Genomic DNA, 23,893 nt, shown 5'->3' with positions numbered 1-23,893 from the left:
GTTACTGCATGTTTACAATATATTTAAAAATAATTTAATTAATATAGAAGAAATTATATTTATAGAAAAATTAGGATTTACAATCACACATAATCCTAAATCTGCATTTTCTGCATTTGTTAGGATTTTTTGTAGGTTTAAAAGGTTTTTTTCCACTAATTAGGATATGCATATGATTGATCAATTTTATTATGGTCTTTTCAGTCTGACTATCAAATTGATTGGCCCAGTAAATATTATCAGTGCCCCTTTCACGAAGAGCAGCTATAATTTTTCGATCATCATTAATCATATCTTTAAATGCCAAACAGTATCCATAAACCTGGTTTATATTTGAATTATATGGGATCGTCCCGGGTTTATCATCTATAATTACAAATTCGTCGGGAGTCATCCATATCTCATCAATTAAACCTCTTATACCATGTTGAGCTGACATGACATAGAATTCTCGAGAAAATAGTTCTGTATCTCTGGAAGTTTCCATCATTTCCTGAAAAGTTGCAGGTTCTGCGTCCTCTTTAAACTTATCCTCTAAAACTGCATGTTCCCTGTGCCCTTTTATCATTTCTTTGGTAGGTCCCACATCTATTTTCTTGAAATTTTCTAAAAATATGGAGTACTCACAATATCCCTGTTTGTTCAGCCAGCTTATGGGAAAGTTGTTTCTATTTTCAACAATTTTAACTTCTGATATTAGAGGATGGTTCTTAAATTCCGAAGGATTAACCATTTTAAACTACCTTTTAAATAATATTTTGAGATTTAAGAGATTAATAATATTAATTTGAATATAAGTCTTTCTGATGCAATTCTAATAATTATGGTTAATAATATTCCAATAATTAATCCAATAATAATCTCTTTCCAATTTATGGACCTCATTTTAACACGTTTAAACTATTGAAAACCCGTATATCCAATTAAATCCTATATTTTCAATATTAAGTAATCACCGGATTTTCATGATATTTTTATTCTTATAACCTCATTTGGAGTTACTATCATATTTATTTTCTGATCATGAGATTCCATGGGTATATTTTCCACAATTTGAACTTGGTGGACTATGGTCACTATGTGTGTTTTATTATTAATCGAATCTTCATTGAATAGGTGAGATATTTCAGTATCACCATAACCTCCACCTTTACCTAACCTATTACCATTTAAATCTACTGCAACAGAACCTTCAATAACCATATCTACTTTAGGAAATATATTTAAGGTTTTACCATACCTAAAAGCTCCTGATATGCTAGAAGCAATTTTTGTTCTGCCTTCCACGTCTGCAGCTTTTATTATAAGATAACCTTTTTGAAGTTTAGGCGAAGGCATAATCAGATCTTTACCATCTACTAGGGTATATTCCCTAATCCTCTGTTGAGCAGAATCTGGACTGCAAAATATAACATTTGCCTCTGCCCATTCATCCAAACCCCTTAATATGTCAGCTGCAGCAGTCGAACCACAAAAATTAGGTATTCTACCATGACAGTGATTGATATTAATATTATTCTTTTCCAAAATATCCCAAATTTTATCTCTCAATCTTTCTTTTCTCGTGTTAATCATTTAAACAAACCATTATCTTATAAAAAATCAGTATAATACATTAAATAATATATAGTAATATTAACATAAAAATAGTTATCAGTTGTGATTTAACTGAAAGGAGGGTGAAAATGGCAGATAAAAGCACGAAAATATTATTTCTTGAAACCTTTGCCGGACTTATAACTGCGGCATTTGGTTTAATAGCTGCATTAGCTTGGAATGAAGCAATTAAAGCAATAATTCTCGAATTTTTCAAGGCAGGAAATGCAATTACTGGATTGTTTATATATGCAATAATTGTTACCATTATAGCAGTATTAGCAACTCTTATTATTGCTAGAGCACTGTCAAAGGTCGGTGCAGAAGTACCAAAACAAGAATGATCAATTTTTTATTTATTTTTATTAATTAGAAGTTATTAATGAATATGGAAAGTTATTAATTAAATTAAAAAATGTTGTACCGTCTATTATATTTTCTAACAGTTTCAACCTATTCTCAAGATTTTTTTCTAATTCAATTCGGCCAGCATTTTCTTCTACCAAGTTTTCAAAAGTATCATTTGAACTTAAATAATTTGGAATCTCTTTTTGAGTGTCATGTACTGGAGAAGAGATATCGGGATTTTTCATTGACGTTAAAAAGGTAGATGGAATTTTAGCAATAGAAAAAGGCAAATAAACATGACTTATAGCAGCTTCATTTCCCATTGACATATTAGAAGCCATAAAATCAATTTTGTTAAGATTATATCCATTGATATTTCCGTATAGAACTAAAAAATCTATATAACTTTGATTATTTTCCACATAGTAATCTTTAGATACTAAAAAGGGATCACCAATACCAACAGCCTCCAGACTAACAACAGCTACCGTATTATTGACCATTTTTTGATGGGTCAAAAGATAATATCTAGAACCAACCAGATAAGGTAAATAGGTTACTTGGTAGTAAGTATCTGGACTTAATTCTTGGCGTTTTGGTCTTAACAATGGAAAAGTAAATCCCTCTTCTCCTGCACCAAACGCTATAAGTTTAATTGTATAATAAGGTTTTTTATTTTTGTAATTCTGGGCAAGCCCTATAAGAAGTGATAATGGAACTGCCACATCGTTAGCCCCTTCACTATAATTTCCAGTGCAATAATCTTTCACAGTATCTAGATCTGCGCAGATAATGATTTCTTTGTTTGAAACACCTTGTATGGTTCCAATAACATTTTGAGAAGATTTAACCTGCCCCGAAGTGATAGTGTAATATTTGAATTTTTGTATCTCTGTTTCTAAACCATTTAAACGAAACTGATCTGCCAGATATATGGCAGTTTCCTCTTCATTTATAGAACCAGCTGGTCTAGGACCAATGTCTTTAGAAATGTGTTCAACATATGATACTAAATCATTATTGGCCGATGAAGTATTAAAAGATAAAAAAAGCATAAAAATTAAAAAAATGATTAAAAAAGTTTTTTTGTACATTTTAATCATCATGCAACAATAATGCAATTATTAAAAACATTTCTGCGTATATAATTTTACATTATTCCACAGCATGTACTTCTACATCTGTGTTTGCAACCTTGTCCAGGTACCTCAGATAGTTGCCAGTAGACAGAGATCCTGCAATAAGATCAAAAATTATTGGAAACCATAGAATCTTTGATAGATTACGTGTGACTGCTTTCTTATAGGTCAACTCACCTTCAAGAGATACTACTCTTAACTTCATCACATCTTTTCCCAAGGTAGCTCCTTTATTTTTCTCCATATAACTAAAGTAAACAATAATTATGAATGCAAGAAGAATAAGCCATACATTAAAAATTGGGAATATTCCAGTTACAATAATTAAAGGATACACTAAAGCACTTAAAATCCACATTATAGCAGTTATTATAAGTGCATCAATAATAAAAGCTAATGTTCTCTTGATGAATATACTTTCCATATAAATCACACTAATATATATTTAACAGACCCTTGGCACTGGATCTGCTATTGGTGCTTCTAATATTCTTTTTCCTCCAAGAGAAGTGTTCATGATTACGTGAGTATCATCTGTTACTTCTCCTATAATTTGAGCATCTTTTCCATTCTCTGTCTTTCTTATTGCTTCTAATATCTCCTTAGCTTTGCTTGATTCTACCCCCAGAACAACTTTACCTTCGTTTGCAACTTCATAAGGATCAATACCTAACATCTCTGAAACAGCGATTACTGGTTCTTTAATTGGTACTTTATCTTCATCAATCAACATTCCCAGTTTAGATTTTGAAGCCATTTCATTTAGAGTGTTGGCCAACCCGCCCCTGGTTGGATCTTTCATTGCCTTTATTCCCCCAATTTTTAATGCTTCGTTTACAATGTTCCATATTGGAGCAACATCTGATTTTAAGTCTGTTTCAAAACCAAAACCTTCTCGATAAGACATGATGGCTATACCATGGTCCCCTATACTTCCACTTAAGATTATCTTATCACCAGTTTCCAATCCAGAATCAGTTATTACTTCTCCTTTTTTCGCTATACCTAAACCTGTGGTAGATATGATTATTTTATCTAGTTTATCTTTCTCCATTACCTTGGTATCACCAGTTACTATTGAAACACCTGCCTCCTGACAGGTTTGATCCATTGATTTTATTATCCTTTCCAGATCTTCCATTGGAAAACCTTCGCTTATTATCATAGAATTGGCAAGTGCAAGAGGTTTAGCCCCCATAACTGCAATATCATTTACTGTTCCTGCAATTGAAATTCTTCCAATATCCCCTCCTGGAAAGAATATAGGATCAACGGTATGACCATCGGTAGTTATGACGATTTCATAATCATCTAAGGGAATAGTAGCACCATCATCAAGTTCATCTAAGCCTATTCCACCGTTTACACTTTTGTTATTAATGTTTTGGAGTATCATGTCAGATATTAAACTCTGCATCATTTCTCCACCTGCTCCATGCGACATGTCGATTTTCATAGATTCACCATTGTTTTTGTTGAATTTCTAATTTTTTCATTGAAATTATCATGATTTAATATGATATAATTATTTTATTAGTATAATAATTTAACGTTCAAACAAACTTTAGGTATGAACAAGTTCTTCAAATAATTTATACTGCACTATAGATAAGATTATATATACTGTTTGTTAATATATTAGTTTTATAATAGCTGTATTATTATTTTAGATTTTATTTCTAAAAGCAGCTTGCCTAAATTTGAGTTAAGATTTGAATTACACTAAATAAAGAGACTGAAAATAAGCAAAATTAGTTTCCATATACTAAAAATCTTAACCTTATATTGAAGAAACCTTTTTAAAGGTTAAATGTACTAATATAGAAACTAACATTGGAATACTTTTTGTGAGTTATATAATAGAAATTCTTCCAAAAAGATTTTTAAATGATATGTAATTTTAAAAATTAATAGAGAACCTTATAAAAGGTTATTTATGAATTTAAAAAAAAATAAAAGAATTTATACTAATTAGAGGTGAAATAATGGCAATTTGGCAAGGAAAATCATTGAAAAAACCTAGCGGTGGAAGGAGCAAAATGAACCGTGGGAAACGGAAAAGTGAACTTGGAAAAGAAGCTGCAGAGACTAAAATTGGCGAAAGAAGAAGTAAAAAAATCAGAACAAAAGGCGGCAACACCAAGGTAAGACTTTCAAATGATGATAAAATCAATGTAGTCAATCCTGAAAACAATAAAATGGAAACTGCTGAAATATTAAATGTTATTGAAAATCCAGCCAACACTCAATTTGTACGTCGTAACATAATCAATAAAGGCGCTGTTGTGGAAACCAGTATTGGCAAAGTTAAGGTCACCTCCCGACCTGGCCAAGACGGCATCATAAATGGTGTATTGATTGTATAGTGAAATAAAAGAAAACGCTGACGAGTTCCTGAAATTCATCAATAATGACTTACCTGAAGGAATGGAACTTGAATTTGAAGGATTTTATAATAGAGGCTTCTTTGTAACTAAAAAGAGATATGCCTTAATTGAAAATAATAATATTGTTGTAAAGGGCCTGGAACTCGTTAGACGAGATTGGGCTCCTATTGCTAAAAAAACTCAGGAAAAAGTTTTATTTGCTATATTAAAAGATGGATCACCAGAAAAGGCTATTGAAATAGTTAAAAAGGTGGTCCAGGATATCAAAAAAGGCAATGTAAAACTTGAAGATCTGGTTATACATACTCAGCTCACCAGAAATCCTGACGAATATGTTCAAAAAGCTCCCCATGTTTTAGCTGCTCAAAAGGCTATTAAAAGGGGAAGGAAGATTGAGAGAGGATCTATTATTAGATACATTGTAGTTAAAGGTAAAGATGCTATAAGTAAACGTGCAGAGCCTATTGAAGACGTTGATATAGCTAATTATGATCCCTCTTATTATATTGATAATCAGTTGCTTCCAGCTGTTTCAAGGATATTAGATGCTCTTGGATACTCCAAAGACGAAATAGCTCATGGCGAAAAACAGAGCAGTTTAGATGCATTTTTTTAAATTAATTCTTTCCATTAAGTAATGTTGTTTTTATTAATACCCCCATTCATTCTTCTAGAATAAGTAATAATATTTTATCAATACACTTCATTTGTAATTACATTTAATTTTGATTATTATATTTTCCAATTTTATTTATTACACTTAGCCAATAGTTAAATAGTAATATTCTAATAATTTTATTAACCAAACAATATTAATTAGAAAATTCTAATAATTTTATTAATATATTCATCTTAACTCAGGGGTGTGACGATGTTTAAGGGTGTATTATTTGATATTGATGATACTTTATATGATACTTCTGGATTTGCTAAACTGGCCAGGAAAGCTGCTTTAAATGTGATGATTGAGGGCGGTCTACCTTTAGATTCCAACGATGCTTACATTCACTTAAGAAAAATCATCAAAGAGAAAGGTTCTAATTATGATAAACATTTTAATGTACTGACCCGTGAAGTATTAGGTGAAGAAAATCCTCTTCTTATTGCTCTTGGAATGATAACTTATCATAATGTTAAATTTGCACTGCTTAGACCTTTTCCCGAAACTACGTCTACCTTGCTATATCTAAACAAAAAAGGTTATCATTTAGGAGTTGTATCCAATGGAATAACCATTAAACAATGGGAAAAGTTAATAAGATTAGGTTTATATCATTTTTTTGATGAAGTTGTCACCTCGCAGGCTGCAGGTGTTGAAAAACCAGACCCCCAAATATTTGAATTGGCTTTAAACCGTATGGGATGCAAGTCAAGTAAATCAATTATGGTGGGTAATAAGTTCAGTGAAGATATTATTGGTGCAATTAACGCAGGAATGTCTACAATACTGGTTAATTCAAAACTTACTGCAACTGAAAAGGACTTTATCAAAAAAGAAAGAATAAAATTAGATGTTCTAGCAGATATTGGTGAACTTAAAGATATATTGTAAAGGCTTATAAACAAAAAAATTTAAAATAGGGGATAAAATGGACGAATATTATCATAACAATCAAATGCAAAGTCTTTTAAAGCGTTTAAAGCAGCCAAAAACCCTGGAAGAATTACGACTTTCTGAGGTATTTGTTACAGACCTTATTTTAAAGATAATTTCCAGTTTTGGAACAATTAAAACCAGCCGGATTAACGAAATTACCAGTATACACTGGGATATATTGGAGGATTTAATAAGAAAACTTGAAGATGACGGTTTTTGCTCACCAGTTAGTGGGGGATTTCTTTTCTCCAGTGTTGAATACACTATAACCAAAAAAGGAAGAGAAAAAGCAAAAAGAATAATGGAGGAAAATCCGTACATTGGAACTGCACCAGTATCCTACAAGAACTATCTAGAAATGATGGATGAACAAATGAAGGACAGATATCCAATTGAAATTCCTGAAAAAATCCAGATAGATGCTTTTGAGGATGTTATTGGTGTTGAATATGCAAAAGAATCATTAATTGAATCATGTACAATTGGAAAGGGCATATTTGCTTATGGTGCACCAGGAACTGGTAAAACCTTCATAATTAGTAAAATGGCAGATTTACTCCCTCCCCTGATTATCCCCAAATATATCGAGTTTGGTGGCCGAGTAATTCACCTTTATGATCAGGATTTTCATAAAAGATGTGAAGAACAGCCTAATGATACTCGCTGGATTAAAATATACGCACCATTTGTATTTACAGGTGCCGAACTAAGTTTGAAAGAATTGGAAACTGTTTATAATCCGAATAAAGGAGCTTATGAAACATCCCCCCTTATTAAAGCTAACGGCGGAATTTTGTTATTAGATGATTTAGGAAGACAACGGGACGACCATGAATTAATTCTAAATCGTCTTATTATACCTATGGAAAATAAAAATGATGTTGTATACGTAAGGGGAGTTCCTATAACTGTTCACAGTAACTTTATTCCTGCATTTTCAACTAATCTGGATATTAGTATAATGGATGAGGCACATCTTCGAAGAGCACCATTACATATATTTCTTAAAGATCCTTCTGTTAATGAAGTGGCTCAGGTGTTTAAAAGGAATTTGGATGAATTAGGGGAAAGTTATGGTGAAGACGTGGTTAAAAGATTTATACAAGTTTATACACCTGCCATGCAAGGTGGTGAAGGACTTCAACCCAGTTTTGCTCATGCAAGAGATGTGGCCCAGATTGCTCAAGCAGCCCGTATCACAAAAAAAATGGATGTGATCACTAAAGAAATTTTAGAGGAGGCTTTAAACAAACACGTGCTTATCGTTCTCCAAAGAATGAATATTGATGTTGCTCAAATCGCAAAAAAAATAAGGACTTTCCGTATAAACTCAACAGATCTGGATAAAACTGTTAAATCTTTAAATCATTTAGGAGCATTGCGTATTTCAGTTGAATCTGAGGCAATAGTTGTGGATTTAGAAGAAAATATTACACCTGCCCATTTAATTGAATATTTAAGTGAAAATGGAATTACCGTGGAAAAAGTTGAATTAATCGCAATAACAGAAAAAGAACTTAGAAGAACCATTTTTGAAGAAAAGTATAAATAATAAACTTGTTAAAGCTCTAATAATACTTTTTTATTTAATGTATTTAATTTTTGTTTGATAATTTTTCTTAATATTATTTTTGGATAATATAGAAATTTTCTAAATAAAAATAAATTAAATTTCTATTTCAATTCCAATGGGGCAGTGATCAGAACCCATAACATCTGAAAGGATATAAGAGTCTTTAATCTTCTTTTTAAATTCTTCATTAACAAAAAAATAGTCCAATCTCCATCCAACATTTCTTTCTCGTGCCCGAGTTCGGTAGCTCCACCAAGTATATTGTTCAGGTTCCTTGTTGAACATTCTAAAAGTGTCAACATAACCATTATCTAAAAATTTATCGATCCAAGCCCTTTCAACTGGTAAAAATCCTGAAATATTACTATTCTCCTTTGGTCGGGCCAGGTCTATTTCTTTATGAGCAGTGTTCAGGTCTCCACATATCACCAGATTTCTGCCTTCATCTCTCAAATCATTTACATAATCCAGGAAAGCATCGTAGAAATCAAGTTTATATTTAAGTCGATCATCTGACATTTTGCCATTGGGAAAATAAATATTTAACAGGACAAAATCATCATAATCGGCAATCTGAACTCTACCTTCATTATCAAATTTTTCAGTTCCCATACCAGTTTCAATAATCTCCGGGTTTATTGTGGAATATAGGGCCACCCCACTATACCCTTTACGTTCTGCTGAATTGAAATAACTGTGATATCCATTAACACTTCTTAATTTTCGGGGAAGTTGATCCTCAGTAGCTTTAATCTCTTGTAAGCACAAAATATCTGGTTTATCCTCTAAAAACCACTCAAGAAACCCTTTACGGTGTACAGCTCTCAGTCCATTTACATTCCATGACACTATTCTTACATTTTTCATTTAATCCCACACAAATATAAATTCAGACAGACAATGAACTGTTAAATTCAAATAGTCTATGAACTATTCTGGAACTACATGAATATAATTTTACTTACCCTCAAAAAATATTTTAAAAAATATTTAGAATAAATTATCTCTATTTATCAATTTCTAATGAATCAGATGGAAGTTTTCCATTTTTATCAAAATATTTGAATGATCGAATAAAATCAGCAGCAGCTGGATTTTTTTTGGTAAACTCAACAAATTTATTCATTTTTTGGACTGTGGAAGGATTAAGAATATGTTCCATTGAACATGCATCTTCTTCAGCAATCTTCGATTCAATGCCAAGGATAATCAAAAATTCTTTTAAAATATCATGCTTATTAAAAACATCTATGGCAATTTTAAGTCCTTTTTCTGTTAAATTGATATCCCCATAACGTTGGTAATCAACCAGTCCAGTTTCAGAAAGTTTTTGAACAGCCTGAACAACACTAGGTGGTTTAACATCAAGTTTACTCGCTATGTCTTTAACTTTGATGCTGCCCTGTGTATTTTGCAGAATATACATTACTTCAAGGTAATCTTCAATACTTTCAGTAAGCTTTATCGGTTTTTCAACCATCCCATCATCTTCTTATATGATTATTACTTAATAGTTGTTTCTTTAAATATAAACAATTATTATTATTTCTTTTATAGTTTAAATGGAATTATTCCTCTTTATCATCAGAATTAATATTTTTAAACCCATTTTTATCTTTATATTTTATATTAACTGATTTTTTCATACACATACCACAATTATTGCAGTCATGTTGAAATATTCGTCCTAAAATTTTTTTAAAATTCATAATAACACTCCAAATATTAAATTTAGTAAAGTACCTACGGTTATGGCTAAAATAATCATTAGCGATATGATTTTTAACATATCTTTTATTCCCAATTCCTTAAGTAACACCACAAATGTGGCAATACAAGGAAAACTAACAGCCAGTACTGTACAGGCCACAACTAATTGACTAGGACTCAAATGTAGTGGGGCAAGCATGGCCGTTGCTATATCTTTCCTCAGAAAACCAAGCAATAGTGCACCTACTGCATCATTAGGAAGTCCTAACATGGTGGATATTATTGGAGCTAACAAATTGGTCAGTGCAGTCATAAAACCGACCATATAAAGAATATTGATTAAAACTATCCCTAATGATACATATGGAACTGCTTCTATTAGAAAGCCTTTAACTCTAATCCATGTTTTTTTGAGGAGAGTTTTAAAATGAGGTATTCTGTAGGGAGGAATCTCCAAAAAAATTTCAGGACTCTCGCCTTTTAAAAGTTTGTTTAAAACATACCCTAATGAAACAAATAGAAGCAATAATGTCCCATAAACAATTGCTATATATTGAATCCCATATTTACCCAATAAACCAATTATAACAGCTGTTTGTGCCATACAAGGTACTGAAAGTGCGATTATTGCTGCTGATATAAACTTTTCTCGTTTTCCCTCTAATATTCTGGTTGATAATACTGCAGGAACATTACAACCAAAACCCAGTATAACTGGTATTATTGAATATCCGTGCAGACCAAGTTTGTGCATTAAACTATCAATTAAAACAGCTAACCTAGGTAAATATCCAAAATCTTCCAGAAAACCAAGAACCAGATAAAATGATAGTATAAATGGTAGAACTACAGCTAATTCAACATAAACACCTGTGGTCAAAAGACCAAAAGATTCTGTGTATTCATAACCCGTTCCAATTAATATATCATATACAAATCCCTGCGGAAATATGGAACCTACCAAATTGGTAATAAAAGGACCATAATAATTATAATAAATCGGATCTAGAATGTAGTCAATTAATAATTCACCAAACCCCACCACAACTTCTAAAGTGAGAAATATAACAAATATAGCTATCAAAAACCCAAAAATTGGATGTACCGATGCGTCTTCAAGTTTTTCAAGTATTGTGGGATGTCTATGTTCAATTCTTTGCAAATGAGTTAATAAATTACCTATGAAAAGCCATTTTTCATCATCAGGCATTCCATTGAAGTTTGGCCGTAACTTTTCAGGATTATTTGTAAAATTTGTTATTGAATCGACAACTTTTACAATTCCTTCTCCAGTAACGGCTACAGAAGGTATAATAACGGTTCCTAAAGCTTTTTCAAGTTTTTCAATATTGATATGAACTCCCTTTCTCTTAGCAGCATCCCACATATTCATAACAATTATGGTAGGAATGCCTTTTTCTAAGATCTGTAGGGTAAGGTACAGGTTCCTCTCCAGATTTGTTGCATCAATAACATTTATTACAAGATCTGGATCCTCTTTTAGAAACATATCCCTTGCGACTTCCTCTGCTTTACAGGAAGGAGTTAGTGAATATGTTCCAGGTACATCAATAATTTCTAATGAGCGCTTTCCAATTTTTAATGATCCTTTGGTATAGCCTACCGTAGTACCAGGATAATTGGCAGCCATTACATTTACACCAGTCAATCTGGAAAATATAACACTTTTTCCCACATTTGGGTTACCCATTAGAAGTATTTTCATCAACAACCTCCACTAATATCTTGGTAGCCATTCCTCTACCTATTGCTACTTTACATCCATCAACATTCAATACTAGAGGACCTCTGAAGGGAGCCGATGAAGCTATTTGAATCTGTTTGCCTTCTCTTATATTTAAAGATTCAAAACGATTTTTAACACCGAATCCTCCCTTAATTTCAGTTATAATTACTTTTTTTCCTGGTTTTACATCAGTTAAATTTTTCATTATCATTACCTTCTGATTGTTAGCCAACGCTATCCACACAAACATAATTAAACTAAAAAAGAATAAACTTTTGAAAGTTAGTCTAAACTAACTTTTGTTTATATCATATATAAAGTTTACTATTTTGGATAATAAAAAAATTTGAGAGAGATTTAATGATGTTACTAAACACTAAATAATAGCTTAAAAATCAATAAAATTGAATTATCTTAAATTACCAAATAAAAAAATAGTTTGATAAATTCTTTAGTTTTGACCATATTAATAGAAAATATTACATGATCCTAAAACCAAATAATTAATGGTGGTTAAACTGATGGAAAAATGCCTTAACTTTTTTGACAAAAGCGGGAAAATTTTAATTTCCCCTGAAAATACTTTAAAAGAAATAAAAGATAATAATACTTGTTTAAATGGAATATACTTTTTTATATTTTTTTCAGCTTTTTTAGGTATAATGATCGGTGCAATGATAGCTGGTTTAATACAAAACCCTTTTTTACCAATATTAATGGCATTACTTGCCATAATTATAGGCCTTTTAAAACTTTTCATCTGGGCGGGAATTACCCATTTAGTGGCTAAATTCATATTTAAAGGAAAAGGAAAATTTAAAAATATTTTTGGATTGATGGGATATACTTCAGTTACATTCATACTTGGCATATTTGCCTTAATGATGACGATGCTTGCAACAAGACTTATTTCATCATTTCTCCTCTTTATATTAATGGGAATATGGATGCTAGTTATAGCTACCGTTGCAGTAAATGTTGAACATGGAATTGGAATTGGTAAATCATTCCTTTCATGTTATGGTGTTATAACACTTATAATAATAGCAATATTCTTGATAGGAGGAGTTTAAATGGAAAATACTAGGGTTCTGAGTATAATAATTATCGTGGTGTTAGTAGCTGCTTTTATCAGCGCCGTCTATGTTACTGGATTTGGATATCCACAAAATAATAGGAATAATAACAAGGCAAACATGATTTCCAAGGAATTCAAACTTACCAATGCCCAAGTCCAGGATATAGAATTGGTTAATATAAACGTTGATACCAATTCCAGTGGATTAGAAGTTAGCTTCCAAAATGACAGTGATTCAATATACAATATAACTACTCAACAAGTAAATGACTCACGAGAACCTTCAGTAACCTACTCTAAAAATGGGAATACACTGAATGTGAATGTGTTTATGGATAGTGGTTCAGCTAAATTAGTTTTAAACAACAAATACACTTATAATGGTACCTACAATACCAAAGTAGGAGGTATGACTATGGTATTAGCAAATGATTCAAAAATCGACCAGTTCACTACAAATATTCAATATATAGGTGGAGGTTCTTACATCCTAAAAGATACCCGCTTCAATAACCTGAATATGAACGTGAACCTGGGAGGATTTATGATACAAGCTGACAATCCAAATATAAAAAAGAACGGTAATATCTCAACTAATGTCCAAATAGGAGGAATTACTATATCAATAAATCCTCTTGATAAGTTAGGGTTGAAAATCAATGGAAAAGTGGATTTAGGTGGATTTTCATTTGATCCGGAAGGATTTGAGGTCTTAACTAACACGTCCAATAATCTAGATATTCAAAGCAAAAATTTCAACAATCAAACAATTAAACTTCAGATAAACAATACAATAGGTCTCGGTGGATTGAACATAAACACTTTTGTTATGCCAATAAACCCTAATTTCCAGTAGAATTGTTTATATTTGTACTAGCAAATTCCGTTACTGATAAATGATTTATTAAATTATAGGGTCACACATAATGTGATCCAAAATATATTTATTTAATGATTAGAAAGAGGTTCTCATGTATTTATTTATCGCCGGATTATTAATTATCATAATAGGATGGCTAATTCAGTTTTACAAAACCGTGATCAAAAAGGATAAAAATATTAATTCACTCTTCCTTTTTCTTTATTTAATTGGCGTTATTCTCTTAATAATTGGTAACTATCTAATCAAAGATGTAATCAATTGTTTTTTGAATTTGATAAGTGCAATATTGCCCTTATTAATACTGATAAACGTGATTAAAAAATAGTTTGATTAAAAATGTATGAAATATTCAGAATAAACAAAAACGAAACTCCCTTGAAAAAATCTGCTGAAGATTTATTATACCATGTATTGTGGGCCCCTTACGGCATATCCCAGAATAAAACTGGAGAAATATTTGAAAAAAACCAACAAAATAATCCATTTTATATTGCCATAAAAAGTTCCCATCCAGAGGTACTTGGTTGTATTGTAACAAATGAAATTGGATTTAATTTCAAAATTAAACATTTGGCAGTTAAAAATCAATTTCAAGGCAAAGGAATCGGAAGTTCCCTAGTTAAGCATGTTTTAAATAAAACTCATGGCAAAAAAGTGGAAGTAATTGCAAGAAATACTTCAACCGATTTCTGGGAAAAATTAGGATTTATTGCATGTGGCAAGTGGATTAAACACCCCTTATTCATTGATCATGGGATTATTTTTAGAAAGTATTGTTACAATCCGAATATATAGTTTAATTGTTAACCATATTAAAAAAATAACTGTTTAATTAAATATTGGATAACAATATAAAAAGAAATTTAATTTATATCAAAAAAAAAGAATGTAAAGCTATTTTCATTTGATATAATATCATCAAATAGCTTATACATTTCTTAATCGCTATTTTGGAGGCGGTAGCGATTTTTTTTACATTGCTGTAAATCTAAATTTTATATAGGCATCACTTTTCTTTCATATGTTTCATTTAGAACTTCTGCAAGTCCAACGTATATAGCGCTTGCACCTGTAAATATTCCTTCATAACCTGCAACGAGAGTTATAGTTGCATTTCCAGTTATATCTCCCAATGCCAAAAGGAAGAACAGTACTGTAAGAGAAAGGAATATAACTTGTAGTCCCCGGGTTAATTTGAGAGTGGCTATAAACATAACCATTGTGAATAAGCCCCACATGAATAGATATGCGGCCATTGAATTTGGATCTGCTACTTCCGCCAGCCCTAATTTTGGTAATATTAGTATTAGTACTAGTGACCACCAAAATAATCCATAAGAACCAAATGCAACTGTTGCAAATGTATTTCCTTTCTTGTATTCCATTGCACATGCCATTATTTGGGCTATTCCCCCATAGGCTATTCCCATTGCCAGTATCATACTATTCAACTCAAAAAATCCTGCGTTGTGGATATTTAGTAGGACTGTTGTAAGTCCGAATCCTAAAAGTCCTAGAGGAGCAGGATTTGCAGTTGTATCCTTTATTTCCATGTTGGACATTATGTCTTGAACCATTTAAATCCCCCATCCTATAATTTATACATAATATTTATTCTTCTAATGTAGATGTATCGCCTAAATCTTTTCCTTCTTCTTTTGCTCTCAAAATCCTCCTCATAATCTTACCACTTCTGGTTTTCGGAAGTTTCTCTACTTGTTCCATCTCACCTAGAACTGCAACAGGTCCTAATTCATATCTCACATGTCTTGCTAGTTCTTCGATTAACTGGGTGTTCAACTTGTTTCCTTCTCTTAATATAAGGAATGCTTTAATAACTTCCCCTTTAATGGGATCAGATTTACCAATTACACCAGCTTCTGCCACAGCAGGGTGACTTACAAAAGCAGATTCAACTTCTGAAGTTCCAACTCTATGACCAGCAATTTTTAGGACATCATCGGAACGGCCCTGAATCCAAAAGTATCCGTCTTCGTCTTTTCGAGCCATGTCCCCTGCACTGTAAACTCCTCCAGGAACATCGTTCCAGTATACATCTAAGAATCTCTGTTCATCATTATAAAGCGTCCGGAACATGGAAGGCCACGGAGTTTTAATTACCAGCAAACCGCCCTTACCCAGGGGTACTGATTTTCCATATTCATCAACAACATCAGCTTCTATTCCTGGAAATGGTTTAGTTGCTGATCCTGGTTTTAATGGTGCAGCTGGTAACGGAGAGATTAGGTGCATTCCAGTTTCAGTCTGCCACCAAGTGTCCATAATTGGTGTTTTCTCTTTGCCCACATTTTTATAATACCATATCCATGCCTCGGGATTTATTGGTTCTCCAACAGTTCCCAGTATCTTAAGGGAAGATAAATCATATAAATTCGGATAACGGTTACCAAATCGCATTAAATGGCGTATAGCTGTTGGTGCTGTGTAAAATTTGGTTACTCCGTATCTTTCCACTAAATTCCACCATACTCCTGGGTCCGGGTAATCTGGTGCTCCTTCATAAACCACAGTAGTAGTTCCTAAAAGGAGTGGTCCGTATAATACATAACTGTGACCTGTAATCCAACCAATATCTCCAGTACACCACCATAAATCATCTTCATGTATGTCAAAAATATATTTTAAAGTGGTTGCAACACCCACCATATATCCTGCTGTGGTATGCATAACTCCCTTAGGTTTGCCTGTACTTCCAGAGGTATATAATATAAATAAAGGATCTTCTGCGTCCATATGTTCAGGTTCACACTCGGAGGGTTCTCCTTCAATTAAACGTTCATAAAATATCTCCCTTCCACTTAACTCTGATATTTTTATGGGGCTTCCAGTATGGTTTACAACAACTATGGTTTCTATAGTTGGGCACCGTAATACTGCTTCATCCGATATTTTCTTTAAATCAATTATTTTCCCTCTTCTATATGTTCCATCAGCAGTTACCACTATTTTGGCTTTAGCATCATTTACTCTCTCTACAAAAGCCCCAACACTTAAACCAGAATATACGACGCTGTGCACAGCCCCAATTTTGGTACATGCTAAGAGTGTAATAATCAGTTCAGGACACATAGGGAGATATGTTGATACTGTATCTCCCTTTTTTACTCCCAAATTTTTAAATGCATTGGCTAATTTATTTACTTCACGGTATAATTCATAGTAAGTAACTTTTTTCTCTTTTCCTCTTTCATTGACGTATAATATGGCCACTTGATTTCTTTTTTCAGTGTGAATCCATCGGTCCACCGCATTATAAGCCATATTTATTTTTCCATTTACGAACCACTTATAAAAGGGTTTATTACTATCATCAAGCACTTTATCATATTTTTTAAACCATTCGAATTGTTCAGCCTTCTCTTCCCAATATTTTTCAATATCTTTTCCTTTTTCTCTCTCAGCTTCCCAATTTTTAACGTGTGCTTTCTCAACTACATCTTTATTTGGCTTGAAAATTCTTCTTTCATCAAGAAGAACTGTTGTGTCTTGAGTCATTTATCTCCCGCCGTTACCTTTTTTTCCTGTATTATGGTTGTTTCTAAGTTTTTCATAGTATATATATTTTTCTATTATTAATCATTATAAATTATTATTAATCATTATAAATATTAATCTTTAAAAAAAAGTTAACAATTTAAGTGCAAAACTAATTTTAAAACTTAATTTTTAAAAAAAATAAGAAATTAAAGGATCAAATCCTTTAATCACATCATGGGCGGCATTCCACCAGGCATTCCACCCATTCCACCCATTCCACCCATTCCACCCATTCCTTCCATACCCTCCATGTCAGGGGCACTTCCAGTACCGGTGGTTGCAATGACATCATCAATTCTGAGAATCATTTCAGCTGCCTCTGCTGCAGATTGAATTGCCTGTTTTTTAACTCGATGAGGTTCCACCACTCCAGCAACTTTCATGTCAGCAACTTCACCTTTAAAGACATCAAGTCCCATATAAGGAGAAGTCTCCTGTGCGGCTCTTAGATCCACGAGAGAATCTATACTATCCAAACCAGCATTTTCAGCTAATGTTTTGGGAACTACTTCCAGTGCCTCAGCAAAGGCTGCAACAGCAAGCTGTTCTCTTCCACTAATAGAAGATGCATAATCTTTTAATTCTTTAGAAATTGCAATTTCTGGAGCACCTCCACCAATTACAACCTTTTTATCCTCAATAGTAGCAGCTACAACACCTATTGCATCCTCGAGAGCTCTTTCCAGTTCTTCTGCAACATGTCTAGTGCTTCCTCTGATTATTATAGATACAGCTTTAGGTTCTGCACAGTCTTCTACAAATATCATAACTTCATCGAAGATTTTCTTTTCATATACTAATCCAGCTTCTCCTAATGAATCTGAATCTAAATCGTCAATGTTAGTTACCAATTGTGCACCGGTAGCTTTTTCGAGACGGGTCATATCGGATTTTTTAACTCTTTTAACAGCTAAAATACCCTCTCTTGCTAAGTAATGTTGTGCCAGGTCATCTATACCTTTCTGACAGAATAAAATATTGGCACCAGAATCAACAACTTTTTGAACCATGTCTTTGATCATTTGTTCTTCATTTTCAATGAAAGCTTGCATCTGTGATGGATCAGTTAATTTGATTTTAGCATCAGTTTCAAGATCTTTTACTTCAATTGGGTATTTGAGTAAAGCAATCTTAGCATTTTCTACTTTTTTAGGCATGGAAGGATCTGCTCTACTTTTATCTACAACAACACCATTTACAATCTGAGAATCATCTACAACTGCCCCTTGAATCCTGTGAATATTAATATTATCCTTATCAACTTCACCTTCTTCTTCAACTTGCATTACTGCATCGACAACAAGCTTTGCTAACGGTTCTTTAGCTTTTTCGCTTCCTTTTCCTGTCATAGCAGTCATGGCCACATTCATTAGAGTTTCACGATCATCAGCATCGATTGTAATTTTATTTAAGATTTCCATTGCCTTTAGAGCTGCTTGTCTGTAACCCATAGCAATTACTGTAGGATGGATGTCCATTTCCAGTAAATCCTCTGCTTTTTTTAATAATTCTCCAGCGATTATAACTGCAGTTGTGGTTCCATCCCCTACTTCGTCTTCCTGGGTTTTGGCCACTTCTACCAGCATCTTGGCTGCTGGATGTTCTATGTCCATTTCTCTGAGAATGGTAACACCGTCATTAGTTACCACAATATCGCCTAAGGAATCAACTAGCATTTTGTCCATTCCTTTTGGGCCTAAAGTTGTTCTAATTGTTTCTGCAAGAACTTTTCCCGCGAATATGTTCATTCTTTGAGCGTCTCGTCCTAAGAATCTATTAGTACCTTCTGGTAATATTAAAACTGGTTGGCCTGGGCCACCTAATTGTGCCATTATTTCACCTCTTTCTTTGTAATTTATCGATGGGTTAGAGGTTCTATAAATATTTTTCGAATATTGGATTTAAACAATATACATTTAAAACAAATATATCTCATATTAATCATGTATAAAAATAAATTACTAAATAATGTGATGTTAATCAAAAAATAAAATGTGAATAAGTATTTTAAACTAATTTAAGGAATAATTATTAAAAAAATTAAATTAAAGAATTAAAAATACGTACTAAAAAATGTATTTCTACAAATTTAAAATTAAATAAAAAGTGGAAGACATCAATTTTGAGGCATTACCCGTGGAATAAAAGTTTCACAGAAGTTGGGATATTTGCGGTTTAATTCAGATTCCAATTTTTCTATGATCTCATCCTCTAATTCTGGGTCTTTTGTAGCAGATATGGAGAAACAATCCATTCCAATTGTGGCATTAAATAATTCTTCGCCAAGTTCCAGTTCCAGATCAACTCTTTTACCTGATTCCATATCACTTAAAATATCCTCTAAAATATTTTCAGATAATTTAAGTAGTTTTCCATCCTCAGGAACGTAATTATTGTTTTCTGTACTTATTCTTTTAACTAAAAAGGGTGCACACCCTTCAGCACGGGCTGCTTTACGATTAGTCCAGAATAAACTCAAAATCAATCGTTGTTTAGAATCCATATCATTTTTAATTTTTAAGTATTTCACATGTTTCACCCCCTAAAACCATTCTCAGAACCTTTATAATTAATATTATAATATAAAGTTCAAATTGTAAATAGATTTGTAATTAAAAAAATATTAATAATTTTTTAATGATTTAATTAACTATAAAATTAATTTTCTAAAAAAATCCTTAAAAAATAATAGAATAAATTAGGAAACTAATGAAAGATATCAATCAATTCCTAATATAATGTTTAACTGCCTTTAACCTCATTTGCCAGTTTTTTGCCAAGTAAATAACATTCTTCCAGTTCAGTTTCGGTAGGCACGTAGTTAACTTCATATTTATCGAATATTTCAAAGCCACATTTTTCTAAATCTTCTGCAAGTTTGCGGGTTGCTCCACCACCCCATCCTTTTGAACCGAATGTAATGGCTAATTTTTTAGAACCTGTCCGATTGAAAGTTAATCCATTTAAATAGTATATCAGATCACCAGTACTTGGATATGGGCCGTTAAATATTGTGGGACTGCCAAACAAGATTGCTTTACTGTCCAAAATTTCTTTGACAATTTCACTGCGTTCATCCTCATGTAAAAAGAACATGACTACATCAACATCTTGAGCCATAATTCCTTCAGCAAATGCATGTGCCATTCTTTGTGTAGACTGATGCATTGTATCATAAATGATTGTAACCTTATCTTTACACTGACCTGTAGACCAGTTTGTATAAGCTTCAATGATCTTCATTGGTTCTGTCCAGATTTGGCCATGCGACGGGGCAATAATTTTAATTTTTTCCAGTAAACCTAAACTTTTCACCTCTTCAAACTTCCTTAAGACCAAGGGTGCAAACGGTGTGATCAAATTAGCAAAAAACTTTTGAGCAGCGTCCATCACAATATCTTCACTAATCTCACTATCTAAACGTTCCATAACACATAAATGTTGTCCAAAGGCATCGTTAGAAAATAATATTCCATCTTCCAATAATAAAGTGAACATACTATCTGGCCAGTGAAGCAGAGGTGCTTCTAAAAATGCAAGTTGTTTTCCACCTATGTCTAAAGAGTCGCCTGTTTTAACTACATTGAAATCAACATTTTCAAGAGCAGTATAATGATTTTTTAATCCATCTACAGCTTTTTGAGTACAGTATATGGGAGCTTCTGGGAATTTATTATGAATTTCCACCAAAGCTCCACTATGATCTTTTTCCACATGATTTTGGACTATTAAATCAATACTTAACTCTTTACCTTCCTTTTCAAAAGCATCCATAATCCTTCCCAACATTTGTGGGAATGTTCCAGGATAAGTGTTGTCTATTAAAACAACTTTATCGGAACCAAAAACTAAATAGGCATTATAAGTTGTTCCTTTCAATGTATATCCATGATAGGTTCTCAAATCCCAATCAAAAACACCAACCCAATAAACTCCATCTGAAATTTTTTTAGCATCTGCTTTCATTTTTAACACCACATAAACTTATACCAATATATTTTTAATTGATCATTAAAATTTTTTACTATTCGCCTGTATTATCCTAAATTTTAACTCATTTCAAAAAATAAGCAATTTAAATATGTAATACTCCCAAAAAATGCCTTTAATAATATTCATTATTTTATATTCCATTATGAGTATGAATCTAAATTTAAATCAGGACTAATTAGTTTTAATTAATTAAATCAAAAAAAATAAAATTTATCTCCTTAAATATAAATTTAAAAAAGTAAATATTCGGATTTAACCTATGAAATAAAATAAAATGTTATTTAGAATTAAAATCTGATATTGCATCCTCCACCAGTTTTATTATAGCATCAGGAAGAATATCAGGCCCTCCTTCAGTTACTATCGGTATATTGTCACAGTAAACAACACCCAAGCCTGCATCAAGTGCATCTTTGGTAGCAACATCCACTGCAGCGGCTTTCAGTTCAGTTAACATTATGTCTACTTCATCTATGTATTTTTCAATGTCTTTTTGAAGAAGTGGTCTATTTGATAGATGAGGAGTTGTTCCAACCACTTTACAGTTGTAATTTTCTTCTAAATGATTTACCAAAACATCCTTAATGGAATCTGGAGCCGTGGTGGCAAAGAGTATTTTTTTATTTTTTATATCACCCAAAGGTTTTGGCCTAAACACTGTTGGTATTACCACTGCTTCAGGATTTTGCTCTTTTATAAATTTTTCCACACGTTTTACCTTTTTTTGACTGGCCATAGGTTCTTCACACATGGTTAAAATTATTAAATCCGCCAGATTTATCCGGTATGGTCCAAAAAATCGTTCGATATTGATTATAGGTTGATTAACTCCTACTAAAACAATGTGCTTATTGGTTTTGATTGGCGGAATAGCTGCTCCACTTCCTTCCATAATCACAAAATCAGCGTCTACCTCATTGGCCAATTTGGCTCCCTGTTTCATGTTAGTTATGAAAACATCTCCAACCATTCCCCCACCGCATCTTCTACAACCAATAGTTAATATACGGCTCATTAAAGCGTCTTCCCAATGGTCTGAGGCTGCGTGAACTCCCTTTTCTGATTGTTCCATTAAATATTCAGGAGTTATATCTATCAAATCTCCCCTAACTATTTCAGGATCTTCTGGACCGCCCCGGCCCATGGCCACAACACAAGGATTGAATTTTTTTTCATGTATCAACCGGGCCGCATATGCAGATACGGCAGTTTTTCCAATTCTTTTACCAGTTCCAAGTATTTTAATTGAAGGTTTGGTTAAAACATCATATTCAGAAACTGGATAAAACTTAAAATCAGGACCCTCATAAGGGACGCCCATCCCCAGAACAAGAGAAGCTATTTTAAACCGTTTAGAGTAATCAACCACTGGTTCATCACTTAAATCCATGACTATATTAACATCATATTTTTCAACTGCTTTTCCAATTAGATCATAAGGTATTTTGTGAGAATGAGGTCCGAAATGAACTGGTCTTCCAAGTTTCTGGGCAAAGGATTCTTCAGAAAATTCTCTGAGTTTTTCTGTTCCTCCGATAAATACAACTGCCACTATTTCTATATGCTCTATATTATCCAGAGTATCAATTGCTGATTTTGTAACTGGTAAATAATGTTCCCCATCTACTAAACATAACATTCTTTTCATTGCTTTCATGTTAACACCAACATAATCGTGTACAGTACTATTTTGGTGCTAAGTGTTAATTAATGTTAGTATTTTAAAATAAGATTAAATAATTAAATAAAAAATGTAAAAAATATGATTTTAGGTTAATAGAATAATTAGTTAAATAAATACCTATCAAAAAAGATATCATCAAAATTGGATATTATTAATATTAGAATTGTATACTGCCAAATTATTTAAAATGTGTCCCTCTTATTATGTTAAAGGTTAAACTTTTATGGTTTGAGTATTGATCATTTCCTTTTTTGATCTTTTTGCAAGTTCTGATAATCCATTTACAACGTTAGTGGGTAGAGTATCAGAGTTTTCCTTGGCAATAATTTCTGAAATAGCGCTGGATAGAACAAATATGGCATATTTATGTTCGGCCTTTGTTCTGTGAATATGGTGCGGGCTTATACTCAGACTCAGATATTCATCACATTCCATCCTAATTTCATAGCCGTTCTCCAAATATTTTAAAACATATACTAAAAATTGATGCAGTTGTATCATCTCATCTTTATACATATTCCCAGACCTCGTATCCTTCTAAAAAAAATTAAGTATCTTAAGCAGTAATAAATTTTTTTATTATATAAAATTATTTCCAAC

At 32.4% G+C, this 23,893-nt stretch carries 25 protein-coding genes; 9 read left to right on the top strand and 16 right to left on the bottom strand.

The window, feature by feature from the left end:
• Positions 1–70 precede the first annotated feature (70 nt).
• Both CIT01_09665 and CIT01_09660 read right to left on the bottom strand, forming a co-directional pair.
• A complete protein-coding gene (locus CIT01_09665) occupies positions 71–733 on the bottom strand; it encodes a CRISPR-associated protein Cas4 (protein AXV38450.1) in 663 nt (220 codons plus the stop codon).
• Between the two features lie 230 nt (positions 734–963).
• Complete coding sequence (locus tag CIT01_09660) at positions 964–1,575, bottom strand: 5-formyltetrahydrofolate cyclo-ligase (protein ID AXV38449.1); 612 nt, start codon at positions 1,573–1,575, stop codon at positions 964–966.
• 110 nt (positions 1,576–1,685) lie between these two features.
• On the opposite strand from CIT01_09660, the gene CIT01_09655 reads away from it, so the two are divergent.
• Positions 1,686–1,940 (top strand): hypothetical protein, encoded by a 255-nt coding sequence (locus tag CIT01_09655; protein ID AXV38448.1) that lies wholly within the window; start codon positions 1,686–1,688, stop codon positions 1,938–1,940.
• Positions 1,941–1,961: 21 nt separating this feature from the next.
• Here the strand turns inward: CIT01_09655 and CIT01_09650 are convergent, their stop codons facing one another.
• The 3 genes from CIT01_09650 to hypE are packed head-to-tail and all read right to left on the bottom strand — an operon-like array spanning position 1,962 to position 4,539.
• The gene (locus tag CIT01_09650; GenBank protein ID AXV38784.1) at positions 1,962–3,044 is read right to left on the bottom strand and encodes a Zn-dependent exopeptidase M28; all 1,083 of its coding nucleotides are present in this window, start codon (positions 3,042–3,044) and stop codon (positions 1,962–1,964) included.
• 55 nt (positions 3,045–3,099) lie between these two features.
• On the bottom strand, positions 3,100–3,513 hold the full coding sequence (locus CIT01_09645) for an RDD family protein (GenBank protein AXV38783.1): 414 nt from the start codon (positions 3,511–3,513) through the stop codon (positions 3,100–3,102).
• Positions 3,514–3,528: 15 nt separating this feature from the next.
• Positions 3,529–4,539 carry a hydrogenase expression/formation protein HypE gene (hypE, locus tag CIT01_09640; protein AXV38447.1) on the bottom strand — a complete coding sequence of 337 codons (1,011 nt, stop codon included), beginning with the start codon at positions 4,537–4,539 and terminating at the stop codon, positions 3,529–3,531.
• A 529-nt stretch (positions 4,540–5,068) separates the two neighbouring features.
• Here hypE and CIT01_09635 point away from each other — a divergent pair.
• The 4 genes from CIT01_09635 (at position 5,069) to CIT01_09620 (ending at position 8,619) form a co-directional block, all read left to right on the top strand.
• The gene (locus CIT01_09635; GenBank protein AXV38446.1) at positions 5,069–5,449 is read left to right on the top strand and encodes a 30S ribosomal protein S8e; all 381 of its coding nucleotides are present in this window, start codon (positions 5,069–5,071) and stop codon (positions 5,447–5,449) included.
• A complete protein-coding gene (locus tag CIT01_09630) occupies positions 5,442–6,086 on the top strand; it encodes a hypothetical protein (protein AXV38445.1) in 645 nt (214 codons plus the stop codon). The genes CIT01_09635 and CIT01_09630 overlap by 8 nt, the downstream gene beginning before the upstream one ends.
• A 255-nt stretch (positions 6,087–6,341) precedes the next feature.
• Positions 6,342–7,022 carry a haloacid dehalogenase gene (locus CIT01_09625; protein ID AXV38444.1) on the top strand — a complete coding sequence of 227 codons (681 nt, stop codon included), beginning with the start codon at positions 6,342–6,344 and terminating at the stop codon, positions 7,020–7,022.
• A 37-nt stretch (positions 7,023–7,059) separates the two neighbouring features.
• Complete coding sequence (locus CIT01_09620) at positions 7,060–8,619, top strand: AAA family ATPase (GenBank protein ID AXV38443.1); 1,560 nt, start codon at positions 7,060–7,062, stop codon at positions 8,617–8,619.
• Between the two features lie 114 nt (positions 8,620–8,733).
• Here the strand turns inward: CIT01_09620 and xth are convergent, their stop codons facing one another.
• The 4 genes from xth to CIT01_09600 all read right to left on the bottom strand — a co-directional run bounded on the left by xth (position 8,734) and on the right by CIT01_09600 (position 12,302).
• A complete protein-coding gene (gene xth, locus CIT01_09615) occupies positions 8,734–9,507 on the bottom strand; it encodes an exodeoxyribonuclease III (GenBank protein ID AXV38442.1) in 774 nt (257 codons plus the stop codon).
• Between the two features lie 139 nt (positions 9,508–9,646).
• The gene (locus CIT01_09610) at positions 9,647–10,120 is read right to left on the bottom strand and encodes a DtxR family transcriptional regulator (protein AXV38441.1); all 474 of its coding nucleotides are present in this window, start codon (positions 10,118–10,120) and stop codon (positions 9,647–9,649) included.
• Between the two features lie 225 nt (positions 10,121–10,345).
• On the bottom strand, positions 10,346–12,076 hold the full coding sequence (locus CIT01_09605; GenBank protein ID AXV38440.1) for a ferrous iron transporter B: 1,731 nt from the start codon (positions 12,074–12,076) through the stop codon (positions 10,346–10,348).
• Positions 12,054–12,302 carry an iron transporter FeoA gene (locus tag CIT01_09600; GenBank protein ID AXV38439.1) on the bottom strand — a complete coding sequence of 83 codons (249 nt, stop codon included), beginning with the start codon at positions 12,300–12,302 and terminating at the stop codon, positions 12,054–12,056. Before CIT01_09600 ends, CIT01_09605 begins: the two co-directional genes overlap by 23 nt.
• 301 nt (positions 12,303–12,603) lie before the next feature.
• Between CIT01_09600 and CIT01_09595 the strand changes: the two genes are divergently transcribed.
• The 4 genes from CIT01_09595 to CIT01_09580 all read left to right on the top strand — a co-directional run bounded on the left by CIT01_09595 (position 12,604) and on the right by CIT01_09580 (position 14,853).
• Positions 12,604–13,170, top strand: coding sequence for a hypothetical protein (locus CIT01_09595; GenBank protein ID AXV38438.1), 567 nt, complete (start codon positions 12,604–12,606; stop codon positions 13,168–13,170).
• Positions 13,171–14,031: a hypothetical protein gene (locus tag CIT01_09590; protein ID AXV38437.1), complete on the top strand. Its 861-nt coding sequence runs from the start codon at positions 13,171–13,173 to the stop codon at positions 14,029–14,031.
• 115 nt (positions 14,032–14,146) lie between these two features.
• Complete coding sequence (locus CIT01_09585; GenBank protein ID AXV38436.1) at positions 14,147–14,383, top strand: hypothetical protein; 237 nt, start codon at positions 14,147–14,149, stop codon at positions 14,381–14,383.
• A gap of 11 nt (positions 14,384–14,394) precedes the next feature.
• Positions 14,395–14,853: a hypothetical protein gene (locus tag CIT01_09580; protein AXV38435.1), complete on the top strand. Its 459-nt coding sequence runs from the start codon at positions 14,395–14,397 to the stop codon at positions 14,851–14,853.
• A gap of 200 nt (positions 14,854–15,053) precedes the next feature.
• Here CIT01_09580 and CIT01_09575 read toward each other — a convergent pair whose 3' ends face one another.
• The 7 genes from CIT01_09575 to CIT01_09545 form a co-directional block, all read right to left on the bottom strand.
• The gene (locus tag CIT01_09575; GenBank protein AXV38434.1) at positions 15,054–15,635 is read right to left on the bottom strand and encodes a hypothetical protein; all 582 of its coding nucleotides are present in this window, start codon (positions 15,633–15,635) and stop codon (positions 15,054–15,056) included.
• Positions 15,636–15,669: 34 nt separating this feature from the next.
• The gene (gene acs, locus CIT01_09570) at positions 15,670–17,574 is read right to left on the bottom strand and encodes an acetate--CoA ligase (GenBank protein AXV38433.1); all 1,905 of its coding nucleotides are present in this window, start codon (positions 17,572–17,574) and stop codon (positions 15,670–15,672) included.
• A 209-nt stretch (positions 17,575–17,783) separates the two neighbouring features.
• Positions 17,784–19,448, bottom strand: coding sequence for a thermosome subunit (locus CIT01_09565; protein AXV38432.1), 1,665 nt, complete (start codon positions 19,446–19,448; stop codon positions 17,784–17,786).
• Positions 19,449–19,732: 284 nt separating this feature from the next.
• Entirely contained in the window at positions 19,733–20,146 is a 414-nt protein-coding gene (locus CIT01_09560; protein ID AXV38431.1) for a hypothetical protein, read from the bottom strand.
• Positions 20,147–20,358: 212 nt separating this feature from the next.
• A complete protein-coding gene (locus CIT01_09555; protein AXV38430.1) occupies positions 20,359–21,582 on the bottom strand; it encodes an MBL fold metallo-hydrolase in 1,224 nt (407 codons plus the stop codon).
• Positions 21,583–21,886: 304 nt separating this feature from the next.
• Entirely contained in the window at positions 21,887–23,266 is a 1,380-nt protein-coding gene (locus CIT01_09550) for a 2,3-diphosphoglycerate synthetase (GenBank protein ID AXV38429.1), read from the bottom strand.
• A gap of 240 nt (positions 23,267–23,506) precedes the next feature.
• Positions 23,507–23,809, bottom strand: a complete 303-nt coding sequence (locus tag CIT01_09545; protein ID AXV38428.1) for a hypothetical protein — start codon at positions 23,807–23,809, stop codon at positions 23,507–23,509.
• Positions 23,810–23,893 lie beyond the last annotated feature (84 nt).

Source organism: Methanobacterium sp. BRmetb2 (assembly GCA_003491285.1).
Taxonomy (GTDB): domain Archaea; phylum Methanobacteriota; class Methanobacteria; order Methanobacteriales; family Methanobacteriaceae; genus UBA117.
The sequence above is the reverse complement of the archived record's forward strand: the minus strand, read 5'-3'. Positions and strand labels throughout refer to the sequence as shown.